Raw genomic sequence first — 14,015 nt, forward strand, 5'->3', positions numbered from 1 at the left:
CGGCGAGAAGTCAACGGCGAGCATTACGCGTCTCAGCCAACGATCTCCTAAAGGATCCATAGGCATACCGGGCTGAGCGGACAGGGCGAGCGGCGGCCAGCCTCATGAGTCCGTAACCTCTAAATGACGGTGTTCTCCACCCGGCCAGCCGTCGTCCGACTAACCGGGCCCACAGGGTTTCCCGACGTTCAACCTGATACGGCTGGATTGAACTGATCTCTCGGAGGTCGAGGGGCTCTGCGTGAATGGCGTTGGCCTTCATCGCGGCGACGATCGTTTCGTGCCCTCGGCGTGTGCGGGCGATGAGCGCGCTAACCCCCGCACCCTCCTCGAACGTAGGATATCCGCGTTCATCGGTGGTCCAGAAATCACCTGCAACGATGTCTGCACTCTCGCCAACGCCATCGGGGCATACCTTGCAACGCCACTGCATTGAGGGACCTAGCTGTTTTCCCCAAGACTCCTCGTACGACGTTGCCGCGGCAACACCATCAACAGTTTCCGCATAAAACTCCCCGGGCCATCCATGACCGCGATACCTCAGTGTCCTTAGCGGCGATTCGTCCGGGATCCCCAGCTCTGATAACAGGCGATCTGTCGCCCACTGGCTGGGAACGCCGGCACAGAAGAAGGACAGGAGTAGAGGTCTATTCTCAAGCTGCCTAAAGTCGCTGAGCTGCTTAAGCGCGGCAGCTTCGCAAGGCTTACCGATAACGGCGACGTCGGCATCAAGGCTTGATTCGTTTTCTGCCACCGACACAGGAGCGTAGCGGGAACTACTCTGGCGTTCCCTAACCGTCGGCATGCCCAACTGCACGACAACTGTGCGACGCGGCTCTGCAGTATCGGCTGCAGCCCCAATTACTTTGGCGGTACGGCCGGAACTCAATAACCAATCAGATAACGCCGACAAGACACCTCCGCTACTGCCCCGGAAACGCGTCTCCGAATCAACAGCCCACGCCCGCCAAGACGAAACTGCCCAGCCGAGCGAAGCCTCAAAGTCCCCGCCCGAACTATCCGGTCGCCGAACAACGAGGCCGGGACAAGTGGCACGAAATTCTTCTGTCGCCCGGGCATCCTGGCTTGGGTCCAATTCAGTCACCCGAATTGGTCTGTTAAACCCTGCATTGTCGAGGCTCATCCTGAGGCCAGGATCAATTAGGGCGCATGCGCCGCATCCCGAGCAGTTGCCGGAACTAACCACCGCACGAACGGCGTTGTCGAATTCTTTCAAGGACTATCTCACCTATACCCGGGCAAAGTCACCCAGACGGTCAACGACCGCTGAAAGCCTTCGTTCCGCCAGTTCCCGGACCTTTGCTGCTTCTTCCCGCAAATCGGGACGAGCAAGGATTTCCAAGGTCTTGGCTACGATCTCTGTGTCCTTTTTTAGATCCAGCGTGTGGTTCCAGCCCAAGTCTCCGAGAAGGGGAGCAAACTTTCTGGAATAAGCAAGCGGTATGGCCGGTGTACCGACAGAAAGTGCGTTGAGACAGGCGTGCATGCGGGCCCCAATCACAACGTTGCACCCAGCCACAAATGCCCGCACCTCGGGCAGGTCGGAAGGCACATAAACCTGGACGGCATCCCCGAATTCCGTTTTGAGGTCTCTGACTGCATCCATGTCGTTGTCTGTTGAAGGGTTCTCAATCACGTGCGGTATCAAGGTGACAGACCTACCCGAATCGAGCAAATTTCTGATCAACTCGCGCGTCATGCTTCTGTATTCAGCTCCAGAGACATGGGAGTCCGTGTTCCACAAGAGACCCGACACGTTCAGCCCAACGTCGGCCCGTTCGGCGCGCAAGGTCGGTTGAGGCAAAGCAAAGACCACATCTGTGGCCAAGCGGTCTGGCTCCCGACCGAGCTCTCGGGCAAAGCCCTGGCTGATGCTGTCCCGTACAAACACGGTTTGTGCGTTCCTGAGCGTGTGGCGCCCTGTCAACCTTCCAATACGGGTTTTAAAGGGCCCGATGGTCTGCGGGGCCATAATGACCGGGACCCCAGCCAACTTTGCCACGTGCCGCGTGTATGCCATTATGGCCAGTCTTTTCAGACCGTAAATGTCCGTGAAACTGTCGCCGGCCCCCGTGTCGAGGACGACGTCGTACTTCGACATCGCAAGACGAAGATCCCGGCTTCTGGTCATCAGTCCCTTCGCCACGATCTTCCCGGACAGCTGGGTACCAAGCGGCCCAACGTCAAAACTTTGAAAGTCAACGGTTGTGTCGTCACCCCATGCCCGTTGGGCGAGAGCAAAAACACCTTGGCTGAGGGCACGAACGCCTAAATTGCTGGAATTATCGTCAGCCCATAGGACCAAGACGCGCTTCGACAAATCTGTCTCCTAAGTCAGTCAGATCTCCGATTTGATTGCCTACTGAAATGGCATATGGAAATCTAGGTCATATTCGAGTTCGCGGGTTCTCTTGCCAATTGGAACTGCGGGAACGCCGGCAACAATGTCATAGGGTTCCACACTCTTCGTGACGACCGCCCCAGCCGCCACGACAGCTCCTTCACCAATCGTCACCGAGGGCAGAATCGTGGCACGCGAAGCCACGTAGGCGCGGTCTCCAATAACAACTGGACCACCTTTAGTCCCAAAACTCGGACTTTGCGGATCGTGCCCAACGGTAAACACTTGGACGTGGCCCCCAATATTGACGTTTGAGCCAATAGTCAATCCACTTCGTCCATCCAAGAAACAGTCATTCCCAATGATCGAGTTACTCTCGATGGAAATTCCCTGGGGTGCGAAGAATGCCAAACGCCAGTGAACTGTGGTCCTAGGAGCGATCTTCATACCCATGACCTGGCGGTAGAAGAAGATCCTGAATCGATGCCACGGAATTCGACCAACCACGAAGCCCAACCACAGTTTGAAGCCTTGAAGATACAAGCGCACTTTCGACTCAACCCACCAACTGCCGACGGAGATGTCCAGTGGCGGTGAGCAGGGAGTGTACGGATGACATGAATGCCTCTTGGCTGAACTGAGCGCTGAATTCTTCTGAGGTGGGCGTAGCCGGGGGCCTTGGATTGTCGTCCAGCAAGTCCTCTATCGGTGCCACATACGCACTCCAATCAGGACTGAATCCGCTTGCGACGTGCTCCGTGCCATACACCGGAGTGCCATACGCCATTGCTTCAACAGCTTTCGCCTTGATCCCACCCCCATGATCAATGGGAACAATCGCGGCATCGATACCGGAGTAGAAGTCAACGAGCGAATCGACTTTGCCCAGGACTTCGACAGGCTTACCCCAAGTGTTTACGATCTCTGATCCGAAGCCAGCGACCCTAATTCGGATGCCACGACCAGCCAAGTTTTCAGAGTGATGGTCAATGAAGCGCCGAATAGACATGACGTTTGGCGAATAGTGAAAATTACCAATGAAACCGACAGCGCGGGGCCTGTTCCGGCTGGTTGGAACAGTGCGTGGAACCTGTTTGATGGGGGTTGGAATCCAGTGACCGGGAGCCGCCCCCGGTATCTCCGACAATTCTGTGTCTTGATACCCGGCGAACACGTTTGCTGACGGCGCCAAAACCAACCGCTTCTGACGCGATTCCCAGACCAGACTCTGAAACATTCCGCCGGGGCGGGACCATATCGAAGCGTCGCCCATGGTGCGCGCATTTACGCTCCATAGATCCATCCAGTCAAAAATCATGGATGAAGCTGGCAGTGCCCTCGACGCGGCTTCGAAAACGGACGGGACTGTAATGACGTTGAGATCGGCTTCAGGCATGTTCGGCAATTCACCCTGAAGAGGCATTGGAAGAAGCGCCTTCTTCAATTTCCTAGCTGCACCAGGTTTTTGAACTCCTTCACCTACCGCACGAAGTGCATGGATCTTTACGTCAAATCCGAGCTGCATCAAGGCGTCATGCCACGCAAGAGCCCTCAGGCCCCCGCCGTCCCGAGGCATTTCTGAAAGGCCATACCAATAAACGATATTAGCTGTGCGCATCGATCTTCCTGCCTTCGTAGTTCCCTGCCGGATTCCAGAACTCCTGAAATTCCCTGCTGTAGGCTTCTATCGAGTATTTGGCCTCGTAGGTGCGCCTCGCGTTGGCACCCATCCGGATTGCCGTGCTTCGATCCAGCGACAACAATTGCGACGAAAGATGCTGGGCGTCACTCATTGTGAATAGAAGTCCGTCATGGCCTTCACTAACAACATCCCGGGCGCCTCCACCATTGCTGGCCACGACGGCGCGCCCCCTCGAAAAGGCCTCCAGAAGCACCAGGCCAAAAGGCTCCGGCTGATCGGATGGCAAGACCAAAAAGTCGCACAAATCAAGATAGGGAGTGATGTCCGACACTTCGCCGACAATTGAAATCCGGTCGGAATGCTTCACCGAAGCTGCGAGTTGGCGCACATCAACGCCAATCCCCACGCTAGGGGGACCGCCGAGTACGACCAGGTTCCCCGGACACTCCTCCTGGTCCCACGCCGCCAAGAGAGTTTTGTGACCCTTCCAAGAGTTCCATCGGCTAGCAACCAGAAAGGTGAGTCCTGGGCCGTCATGTGCTACCGGCATGAAATCGCGGTCCGATTCGCGGTGAGCGTTCAGGAGAGTCACGGCGCGTCCCTTCAGCCGGTGGGGCAAGGATTCACGCACTGCGTCGGAGATGCAAACGATTCGATCTGCAGCGCGAGCAAACGTCCCCAGAACCGGCGCTTCTTTGGCGGACCATATTTCCTGGACGTGGAGAGTCACGCGTTTGACGCCCGCGAGCCTGGCAAGCGGCATGCAAAGGACCATTGCCGAAGTAGTGCAATAGACCAGATCCGGTCGATCTAGGCGGAGCTGCCTCCAGGTTCCCCACATGCGCTTGATTAGTGGAAGCACTCCGCGGGGTCTCAAGTAACGACGACGCAGAACCGGAAGCGGTGAGATCCGGTTTTCTGCACCAAGCGAACCTAGATGGTCTTCCAGTGCATTCTGAGATGGCGGGAGATCATCAGGGAGATGAACAGTGGACTGGCGGCGATCCTCGTCTGGCAGCGCCTTCATAATCTCAAGCAGGATCTTGTCCGCCCCGTACATCTCATTGCTGGAGTGCAGGAAGACCGATTTCATCGCGACCTCAGCACCTTGGCTGGTACGCCTGCGACTACGGCGTTGTCTGGAACGTCCTTGGTAACGACGCTTCCGGCAGCGATGACGGCACCGGATCCAACTGTAACGCCGGCCGTAATTGTTGCACCGCTACCCACCCATACGTTGTCCCCAATTATGAGGTGTTCGCGTAGGACACCCTGGGACTTAATGGTGGCAGCGTTATCGTCGAACAAGTGGTTCTCCGAAAAGAGCCTCACGCCCGGCCCGAGCATCACGTCGTCACCGATTCGAATTTCGCCCGAACACCCAATAAAGCATCCGGCACCAAAGCTCGAACGATCGCCCACCCACAGGCCTACGCCAACTTCGCCTCCGTAGTAACTGGAGGGACGGATCATGACGCCTCGGCCGATGGAAACGTCTTTGCCGAAGTTGAGACCGCCTTTTGCCAGTCCTTGAACTTCGGCGAAATCTTCTATGACGAGCCGGCCTTCGTGCGCAATCATCTGTGGATTCGACACCCTCGCCCCACGGCCAATGAAAAGGGGGCCCCCGGACTTCCGGAGCCACACCTTCGTGGGCGTGCCCCGAAGCAGCATCGGAAGCGTCTTCAGCAACATTTGGAAAGTTGCCAACGTGTTGTGTTTCGAAGGCAACCCATCAAAGCGGAGGAGTTTCAATTTGCGACCACCTCCGTGTCCGCATCCACTCGTGCTTGCTCACGAATAGCAACTTCGTACTTTTCGCAGACACTGTCCCAGGTAAACCCTTCGCTGAGCCGCCTCAGCGCAGCGGTTGAAAGCCTTTCCTGGAGCTCGGGAGAGTCCATGAGCCGCCGGATTGCCTGCTCAATGGAGTCCGCCGTTGGTTGGCAGAACTCCCCTGCGTCCGCCAGGACCTCGCGGTTGTAGACAGTGTCCCGTGCCACAGTAGGCGCCCCGTTCGCCATCGCTTGGACAAGCGCAGGGTTGGTCCCCCCAACGCTGTGGCCGTGGAAGTAGGCGCCCGCATTCTTCCAAAGACTTAACAAGCGGCGATCATCTGCCACATGCCCAAGCCATCGCACGTTTGGGGACTCTTGCGCGAGTGTCTCCGCAGCTTCATCCAAGGGGCCGCCATAGCCGGAAGACCCAACAATGACCACGACGTGGTCTCTGGCAAGGCTTCGCGCAGCCTCAAGAAACTCGGGAATTGTGTTTTCCGGCACGAACCTCGCGACGGCAAGAACGTACTTGCGGCGCAGCAGCGGCGCTTCCAGAGACCCGTCAGAGCGTGCGGCTTCGCCACCATACGGAATGTAGACAGACGATCTCGCGAAATCTACCTGCCAGCGCCGCTGAATCTCCACCGAGTCAGCAACCAGAACCGTGCCGAATCGGGCAGTCATGCGCGCGCCTAGGCGGAAGACCGCTTTTGCGGCTTTGCCCCACTTGGCACGCTCCCACTCGATTCCGTCAACGTTGACAATCGTCGGGATGCCCCTAAGGGCCAGCAATGGAAGCCAGAACCCATTAGCAACGTTCATCACCACAGCAACGTCAGGTTTTGCGACCATGGCATGAAGGCAAGACGTCAGACCGAAACTCAGCGTACTGAGAGATTTGCTTTCGACGCCGCGCGTTTCAATAACACGCACTCGGTGATCACGATTCGGATCGTCATTTTTCTGCCCAGGACGCCCGTAGACAGAGACGTCCCAGCCTTTGTCTGCCAAATACGGAGCAAGCTTACGAACCGCAGTTTCAAATCCGCCATAGTAACTCGGATAACCACGCGTGCCGATAATAGCGACGGATCCCACCATAATTTGTGCCCCCATTGATGACATATCTAAGGCTGCCGCCCAGAAGAGACCGAGATTTATCATCCGTCACCTTAGTGACTGATTGGAACACTTCGCCATCACGTAGCATCCCGCGGTTCACGGTCGCATGTAAAGCTGATGTGACACTTGTCACATGCTTTCATTTATCGGTCATACTTTCTTTCCATAGAGTCATAGCACACGGGTCCCCTCCTTGGAGAGTCGTGACCAGTTTGGAGTATCAACATCAACAATAGGTTTCATCTGTTGACGGTTTATGAAACATTCCGGTGGAAGCAACGAACACCTGTAATCTCATGTGGGAGGGTCTCCCCCTGCCGACAACACTATGGGGGTGTTAATTGGGGACTGTCACAGACTGGCGGAACCGTACAGCTCGTACATTGCGAATTGTCGATGCGTTTGTGATCGTATGGGCCGTTACAGGTGCCTACGTCATCAGATTTGGGTTTGACCCTGGGCTCACTGTCACTAGGCACGAATCCGCATATTTAGCGTTCTCAGCCGCGTTGGCAGTCGTTTGGTGGACCATGCTCGGCATTTGGAACACACGACAAAGCCGCGTGCTCGGGGCGGGCCCGGACGAATACAAAAGAGTTGCAGCGGCATCACTCTGGCTATTCGGCCTAGTGGCCATCTTTTCTTATGTCCTTCGGATCGACACAGCACGGGGATACGTCGGCATTGCCCTGCCAGCTGGCCTAACAGGCTTGCTAATCGCCAGATGGCTACTGAGGCAACACTTAAATGTCGATAGGGTTAAGGGCAAAAGAATGTCCCGCGTACTTCTTGTGGGCGGGCCTGGCGCAGTTGCTCACTTGGCCTCCAGCCTGGAAGAAACGCGGCACGCTGGTTACTTGCCTGTTGCCGTCTACACTCCTGGCTCTCCGGCCAAACAACAACAGATTTCGGACTTACCCAATCTGGGGTCCACACCGGAAACAGCCCCAATCCTAGAGGCAATCGAACATTGCGACGCAGATTCCGTGGCGGTGTCTGCTGGCGTGCAATTACACCCCCAAACGCTGCGGCAATTGGGCTGGGAACTTGCCGCACGTAACGTCGGTCTCATAATGGCACCGGCGCTAATCGACGTTGCCGGACCGCGGATACACACGCAACAAGTGTCCGGGTTACCGCTAATTCACGTCACTACACCAACTCTTGATGCCGGGCAGAGAGTGGCAAAACGGCTATTCGATGTCTTTGTAGCTGGCGCCATGATTGTTGTCTCCGCACCGCTCATGCTCGTAGTGGCAATTCTGGTCAAGGTCGACAGCAAAGGTCCCGTCCTTTTCCGCCAGGAACGAGTGGGCATCGAGGGCAGCACTTTCAAGATGCTCAAATTCCGATCCATGGTGGTGGACGCTGAGGCCAGGCGCGCCGAGTTGGAGGCCAAGAATGAGGGCAACGGGGTCTTGTTCAAGATCAAGAACGATCCCCGGATTACAAGGGTTGGAGGCTTCTTGAGACGCTTCAGCCTCGATGAATTGCCGCAGCTGTTCAACGTGGTCGGCGGGTCAATGAGTCTCGTCGGGCCCCGGCCGCCCCTCCCGCGGGAGGTCGAGGCATACGAGCGGGACGTGCGGCGTCGCTTACTGGTGAAGCCTGGAGTAACAGGGCTATGGCAGGTCAGCGGTCGGTCCAACTTGTCTTGGCAAGATTCAGTTCGGTTGGACCTGTATTACGTAGAGAACTGGTCGCTCGCCGGCGACCTTGTGATCCTGATGCGAACAGTCAGGGCGGTATTCCATAGCACTGGCGCTTACTAGCCAGACGTCCCCAACCAAAGGAAAGCCATCGAATGAGCCGCACGCGGGTTTCAGCATCCAGCGAGGTACAAGACCCACTACGACGCCGACCCGCCAAGAGGCGAAGGAAGGCGCTGGTTCTGGGGTGGGTGTTGACCATCATTCTGGCAACGGCTGCCGCTGTCGGTTGGCTCGTGATGAAGGCCACTACTGTCCGAGCAGAATTAGAAGCGGCAGCCGAACTACTTCCCCGGTTAAAGGCAGATATCCTTGCTGACCGGAAGGATGGTGCTCTGGCGACCGCCTCTGAATTAAGATCGCACACGGCATCCGCCAAGGCCGCGGTAGACGATCCGTTGTGGAACATCGCTGTGGCTATTCCGTGGGTGGGCCCGAACTTTTCGGCAGCATCCGAGCTTGCCCGCTCTGCCGACGACGTGGCGAACCTAGGGCTGATGCCGATCGTAAACGTCTATGACACTCTCGATTGGGACCGGCTTCTTCCGGGCTCGAAGGAGTCCAACCTCGAACCGATCCGAAGTGCATCGTCCACTGTCACCTCAGCGGCGAACGCCATCCGACTCTCCACCGAACGTCTTAACGCCATCGATACTGGTTCTCTTATTCCTCAAATCGAGCGGCCCCTGACTCAGGCCCGAACAGAACTCAACTCTGTGCGCGATGCGCTGGATGTTGCCGCTGACGTTACGCGCCTGGCACCGGGAATGCTTGGGTCCGATTCGCCCCGTAAGTACCTGGTGCTCATTCAAAACAACGCAGAAATTCGAGCATCTGGGGGGATTCCTGGAGCACTCGCCGTTCTGACGGCTGACAAAGGCAAACTGACTCTTGGCACGCGGAGCAGCGCCGGAGCATTAGGAACTTTCGTACCACCAGTCCAAGTGGACCAAGAGCAGACGAATGCTTATTCCGTTCGCCTGGGTAAGTACATGCAGGACGTCAATTTGACCCCGGACTTTCCAACATCAGCGTCAACTGCGAAAACCATGTGGGAGCGCGGGACCGGCGAATCAGTCGATGGTGTCATATCCATAGACCCGGTAGCGCTTGGCTATATCCTGGACGCCACTGGGCCAATTCAACTTACGGGAGATGAAGTGCCCGGCGCGCGAACCAGTCTCCCGAAACAGCTAACTGGCGCCAACGTTGTGAAGACGCTCATGTCGGACGTTTACACGAACATCACCGACCCCAAAGCCCAGGACCAGTATTTCGCGACAGTTTCCGGTGAAGTATTCGGAGCCCTAGCCTCAGGAAAATCTGATCCAAAGAAGCTCATAGATGGCATCAGCAAGGGTGCTGCGGAACGTCGCATCGCAATTTGGTCTTCACACCGCGATGAACAGGACAAAATTGCAAACCACACAGTAAGTGGTTCCGTATCCGGCCCCAGCGTATCGCCTGCCCAATTTGGCGTGTACTTCAATGATGGCACCGGGGCAAAGATGGATTACTACGTCAAGCGATCAGTTCAGTTGGTACAGGTTTGCCCTGTGGACGGTTACAACCAAGTGAAAGTCCGCATTACGAGCACTAACACGGCGCCGGCTGATGCTGCTACGTCGTTGCCGGCTTACGTAACGGGAAATGGCGCCTTCGGGGTCCCACCGGGGCAGGTTCAGACGAACATCGTGGCCTACGGACCTACGCAATCGCAGATTGAATCAGCTGTCCAAGACGGTAAGAAGGTGCCTTTCGCGGCTAATTTCCACGCCAAACGGCCTGTCGGCTCCGTAACTTCTCTGCTAGCACCTGGTCAAAGCACCACCATTGAGTTCACGTTTGGAAAAATTGTTCAACACACTGACCCTGAATTAGTTGTCACACCGACAACAGAATCAGTCAAGAACGTAGCACTTCCGACACAACAGGAAACCTGCAATTCGGGACAGTAGCCATCAGGTTAACCCTTTGTAACGGGTCTGGATTTACTTTGCCCGGATAGTCAAGCGATGATAACGTCTGAGTTGGCACGACTCATGGGGGTTGATCAGTGGATCGCATTGGGATCCACGCCTGCATCATCTTGTAATGCAAAGGTCTCAGGGGGGACAAAATTGAAAAAGCTTATCGCGGCCGTCGCGCTTGCGGCCACCGTTACATTTGCCGGTTCTGCACCGGCAATCGCGGCCACTTATCCGGCTCCAACAACTCCGGGTACCGTTTCTGACGGAACCGTCGCACCGGGTGAAGTTTTCACCTTCTCCGGCACCGGTTTCCTTGCCGGTGAAACCATCACCATTACCGTTACACTGACCAGCGCACCCACGGCGATTGGCGGCTTCTCCGGCGGCGCCAGCCTGGCTGCACCGTCCAAGATCACTATCCCTGCTGCAACGCAGACCTTCACTACCACCGCCAACAGCTCGGGAGCGTTCTCCTTCCCGGTATCCGTCAGCCAGCCTGGTACCTACGCACTGGCCGCCACCGGCGCAACGTCTGGCAAGACCGTCACGGCTAGCGTGACTGTTGCAGCTACCGGCTCGGGTCTCGCCAACACAGGTGGCGGAACTGGCACTGGCCTGGCCAACACCGGCACCGGAACCGCACTGGCCAACACTGGTGCTGACTCCAGCCTGATCCTGTGGTCGCTGGTTGGTGCCGGCGCGCTGGCCGCAGGTGCAGCCTCCGTCATCACCGTTCGCCGCCGTGCGAAGGCCACCGACGCAGCGTAAGGCTAAATAAGCTCCACCAAGGCAAAGGCGCGGTACTCCAGAGAAATCTGGAGCACCGCGCCTTTTGCATTTCAGTTCACAATCGGAGCCCATGGCTGATTTGACTTGCGTTTTCGCGCATCAGGTTCCCTACAGAGTGCACGTCCTGCGATACTTTCCAGTTATGGGGAGGCATTGGCGCAGGCCGCGGTTTCAGCTTGAGCTGAACGTGACCATGCCATCAATACACACGTGGCAGTTACTCGGCCTCGGTCTACTGGCCGTGGCTGCCGTCGGGATGGCGGCTCTCGCACTCATGAGGCCAATGTGAGTCGTCTCGAATTTCCCATTCCTACCGAGACCTTCTGGCGCAGACTCCTTTTCGGCTATTTCGCAGTGCTAGGCATCATTGGTTTTTGGCCGACGCCGGTGGATAAGCCGGCGCAGGGAATGCTCATGCGGACCTTGAGCTTCTTGCATCGCCACGGAATCCCCGACTGGGTGGACTACGGCTTTACTGAAGCTACCGGAAATGTCCTGCTCTTCGTACCTGTCGGATTCCTGGCGACCCTCGCCTACCGCTCCAGAAGTTGGTGGGAAAACGCGGCTTTAGGGCTCATGGCGTCAGCATGCATAGAGATTGGCCAATGGCTCTTTCTTCCACAGCGTTACCCGAGCATCGAGGACCTAATTCTGAACACCTCTGGCACGATAGCGGGAATCTTCCTGGTCTATGTTCAGCGTCGCGGTATCGCAGCAAGTTGAAAGACGCGAGCCCCATCAGCTCGCAGGCGGCTTGCCCACCGAGGTGAGGAACGCCGTCGTGTCTTCCGCAACACGCTCCGGGACCTCCCACAGTACGAGGTGTCCCACGCCTGGATAGACGACGAGCTTTGCTCCATCGATCCGATCCGCGAGGGTTTCCTGGTGGCGACGCGGTAGCAGACCATCGTGGGCGCCCCAAAGGATCAGTGTGGGTCCGCGGATTGTGCCGGACTCGCTGGGTGGGTCAGCCTGGATTAGACCGTTCAGGATGCCTTTCCAGGCCCTGACTGGCATGCGCACACCGTCACGGATCCTGTCCTCGACAAACCACGTAGGAACTCGGTGCAGGAGTGGGAACCTCAGCAACGAATCCCGTACCCATTGCTCACCGACGGGATCTTTCAACGCGTCGACTTCGTCAGCAAAGGACGGGCGTGTTTGCAGGCTCAAAGGCGCACCAACCAAAACGAGCGCAGCAACAAGATCGGGATACATGAGGGCCAATTGCTGGGCGACATATCCCCCACTGGAGGAGCCCAGAACGTACACTCTGGAGACTTTCAGTGCTTCCAGTAGTGCAGCCGCGTCTTCAGCCTGTTCGGGCAACGAATAGCCGTCGTCCGGTTTGCTGGCCTCGCCTTGGCCCCTCAGATCCGGGGCGATTATCTGGAACCCTGGAAGCAGCGGAATCAGCCGATCAAACGTTCTTCTCGACTCACCCCACGGATGCAGGAGCAACAATGGCACGTCCCGGTGCGGTCCGGTCAACAACGTTGGCAGGGTGACGCCGGTGCGGATAGGAACCCTGCGGACCTCGGTCTCCACAGCATCACCGTACGCGCGATTATGACCGAAGTCACCGCGCCGCCGGCTATTCGTCCGCCCCTCGAGAACTGAGCAAGACACGCCGTAAAAGTTTTGTAAATGGTCGTGGACCTGACGCTTCCCGCCAAGTACATTGATGGGCACGGCTTCGTCCCTGGAGAACCCCCAACTCCCAGGGGCGGAGTCCATTGCGAAACCTCCATTTGCGGGCATAAAGACTAGGCTCCGGGCAATTCTTCCCCCAAAGAATCGTCCGGAGCCTTTCCCGTGCCCACAGCCTTCCCGTGCCCACAGCCCTCCCGTGACTCCTACCCCTTGAAAACCGGGGCCCGCTTCTCCTGGAACGCGCGGAAGCCCTCGGCGTAGTCCTCGGTCTTGCAGAGGCGGGCCTGCTCGGCGTTCTCCTCAGCCATGGAATCCCACAAACCAAGTCGCTGATCCCGAATGTGCGCCACCAGTTCCTTGCTCGCCTTGAATGCGCCAGTAGCTCCCGTGGCCACCCGCGCCACGATCGCCCGCGTCGCGTCCAGAAGCTCAGCATCCGGCATCGCCCTGCTGAACAAACCCTGCGCCACAGCCTCGGCACCACTCATCAGCTCGGCCGTGTAAATCAGATCCAGCGTCCGATGCATACCCAGGCGCTCGGCAAACAGCCAGTGCCCGCCCGAGTCCAACGTCGCGCCCAACTTGGCGAATGGGGAACCGAACTTGGCGTTCTCCCCCACATACACCACGTCGGTAGCCAAAAGAAGGCCCAGCCCGACCCCCAGGCAGGCCCCCTGAGCCGCCGCAAAGGTGGGTGCGGGGAATCGTGCCATCTTCTTCAACAAAGGCTCCACAAGGCCGCCCAGATACGCCTGGGCGTCGTCGCTCTCAGGGGTGACCGCGGAGATATCCCGGCCAGCGCAGAAGGCGCGTCCCTCACCGCGGAGGAGCAGCGCCCGCACCTCACCACGATCGGCGGCGGCAGCGGCGTCGTCGTACGCTTTGTCCAGTTCGGCGAGCGCAGCCTCATTCAGCGAGTTCAGCTTTTCCGGGGCGTTGAGGACAACTTCGGCCACGCCGTCGGCGATGGAAAGGGAGATCATTCGGGCT

The 14,015-nt window shown here is 57.6% G+C and carries 13 protein-coding genes and 1 pseudogene; 4 read left to right on the forward strand and 10 right to left on the reverse strand.

What is annotated here, in order from left to right; all coding sequences use genetic code 11:
- Nucleotides 1-10 precede the first annotated feature (10 nt).
- The 8 genes and pseudogenes from LD110_RS09600 to LD110_RS09635 form a co-directional block, all read right to left on the reverse strand.
- Entirely contained in the window at nucleotides 11-754 is a 744-nt protein-coding gene (locus LD110_RS09600; protein WP_225498674.1) for a Coenzyme F420 hydrogenase/dehydrogenase, beta subunit C-terminal domain, read from the reverse strand.
- Nucleotides 755-766: 12 nt separating this feature from the next.
- Nucleotides 767-1,144, reverse strand: a pseudogene (locus LD110_RS24055) (coenzyme F420 hydrogenase/dehydrogenase beta subunit N-terminal domain-containing protein); the annotation flags it as partial.
- A 105-nt stretch (nucleotides 1,145-1,249) separates the two neighbouring features.
- Complete coding sequence (locus LD110_RS09610) at nucleotides 1,250-2,341, reverse strand: polysaccharide pyruvyl transferase family protein (protein ID WP_225498574.1); 1,092 nt, start codon at nucleotides 2,339-2,341, stop codon at nucleotides 1,250-1,252.
- A gap of 39 nt (nucleotides 2,342-2,380) precedes the next feature.
- On the reverse strand, nucleotides 2,381-2,815 hold the full coding sequence (locus LD110_RS09615; RefSeq protein ID WP_225498575.1) for a DapH/DapD/GlmU-related protein: 435 nt from the start codon (nucleotides 2,813-2,815) through the stop codon (nucleotides 2,381-2,383).
- A gap of 103 nt (nucleotides 2,816-2,918) precedes the next feature.
- On the reverse strand, nucleotides 2,919-3,980 hold the full coding sequence (locus LD110_RS09620; RefSeq protein WP_225498576.1) for a glycosyltransferase family 4 protein: 1,062 nt from the start codon (nucleotides 3,978-3,980) through the stop codon (nucleotides 2,919-2,921).
- Complete coding sequence (locus tag LD110_RS09625) at nucleotides 3,967-5,097, reverse strand: glycosyltransferase family 4 protein (protein WP_225498577.1); 1,131 nt, start codon at nucleotides 5,095-5,097, stop codon at nucleotides 3,967-3,969. The genes LD110_RS09620 and LD110_RS09625 overlap by 14 nt, the downstream gene beginning before the upstream one ends.
- Complete coding sequence (locus LD110_RS09630) at nucleotides 5,094-5,585, reverse strand: DapH/DapD/GlmU-related protein (protein ID WP_225498578.1); 492 nt, start codon at nucleotides 5,583-5,585, stop codon at nucleotides 5,094-5,096. Before LD110_RS09630 ends, LD110_RS09625 begins: the two co-directional genes overlap by 4 nt.
- 170 nt (nucleotides 5,586-5,755) lie before the next feature.
- Complete coding sequence (locus LD110_RS09635) at nucleotides 5,756-6,946, reverse strand: glycosyltransferase (RefSeq protein ID WP_225498579.1); 1,191 nt, start codon at nucleotides 6,944-6,946, stop codon at nucleotides 5,756-5,758.
- 299 nt (nucleotides 6,947-7,245) lie between these two features.
- On the opposite strand from LD110_RS09635, the gene LD110_RS09640 reads away from it, so the two are divergent.
- The 4 genes from LD110_RS09640 (at nucleotide 7,246) to LD110_RS09655 (ending at nucleotide 12,095) form a co-directional block, all read left to right on the forward strand.
- Nucleotides 7,246-8,676 (forward strand): sugar transferase, encoded by a 1,431-nt coding sequence (locus LD110_RS09640; RefSeq protein ID WP_225498580.1) that lies wholly within the window; start codon nucleotides 7,246-7,248, stop codon nucleotides 8,674-8,676.
- 128 nt (nucleotides 8,677-8,804) lie between these two features.
- Nucleotides 8,805-10,571, forward strand: coding sequence for a DUF4012 domain-containing protein (locus LD110_RS09645; RefSeq protein ID WP_374200322.1), 1,767 nt, complete (start codon nucleotides 8,805-8,807; stop codon nucleotides 10,569-10,571).
- A 162-nt stretch (nucleotides 10,572-10,733) separates the two neighbouring features.
- Nucleotides 10,734-11,351, forward strand: a complete 618-nt coding sequence (locus LD110_RS09650; protein WP_225498582.1) for an LPXTG cell wall anchor domain-containing protein — start codon at nucleotides 10,734-10,736, stop codon at nucleotides 11,349-11,351.
- Between the two features lie 306 nt (nucleotides 11,352-11,657).
- Entirely contained in the window at nucleotides 11,658-12,095 is a 438-nt protein-coding gene (locus tag LD110_RS09655) for a VanZ family protein (RefSeq protein ID WP_225498583.1), read from the forward strand.
- 15 nt (nucleotides 12,096-12,110) lie between these two features.
- Here LD110_RS09655 and LD110_RS09660 read toward each other — a convergent pair whose 3' ends face one another.
- Nucleotides 12,111-12,920 (reverse strand): alpha/beta fold hydrolase, encoded by an 810-nt coding sequence (locus LD110_RS09660; protein ID WP_225498584.1) that lies wholly within the window; start codon nucleotides 12,918-12,920, stop codon nucleotides 12,111-12,113.
- 308 nt (nucleotides 12,921-13,228) lie between these two features.
- Nucleotides 13,229-14,008, reverse strand: a complete 780-nt coding sequence (locus LD110_RS09665) for an enoyl-CoA hydratase/isomerase family protein (RefSeq protein WP_225498585.1) — start codon at nucleotides 14,006-14,008, stop codon at nucleotides 13,229-13,231.
- Between the last annotated feature and the right edge of the window lie 7 nt (nucleotides 14,009-14,015).

It is taken from the genome of Arthrobacter sp. M4 (assembly GCF_020251205.1).
In the GTDB taxonomy this organism is placed as follows: domain Bacteria; phylum Actinomycetota; class Actinomycetes; order Actinomycetales; family Micrococcaceae; genus Arthrobacter.

Coding starts and splice junctions, on each gene's coding strand:
- LD110_RS09615 (WP_225498575.1), bottom strand. CDS start 2,815: ATGGGTATGAAGATCGCTCCTAGGACCACAGTTCACTGGCGTTTGGCA.
- LD110_RS09620 (WP_225498576.1), bottom strand. CDS start 3,980: ATGCGCACAGCTAATATCGTTTATTGGTATGGCCTTTCAGAAATGCCT.
- LD110_RS09625 (WP_225498577.1), bottom strand. CDS start 5,097: ATGAAATCGGTCTTCCTGCACTCCAGCAATGAGATGTACGGGGCGGAC.
- LD110_RS09630 (WP_225498578.1), bottom strand. CDS start 5,585: ATGATTGCGCACGAAGGCCGGCTCGTCATAGAAGATTTCGCCGAAGTT.
- LD110_RS09635 (WP_225498579.1), bottom strand. CDS start 6,946: ATGATAAATCTCGGTCTCTTCTGGGCGGCAGCCTTAGATATGTCATCA.
- LD110_RS09665 (WP_225498585.1), bottom strand. CDS start 14,008: ATGATCTCCCTTTCCATCGCCGACGGCGTGGCCGAAGTTGTCCTCAAC.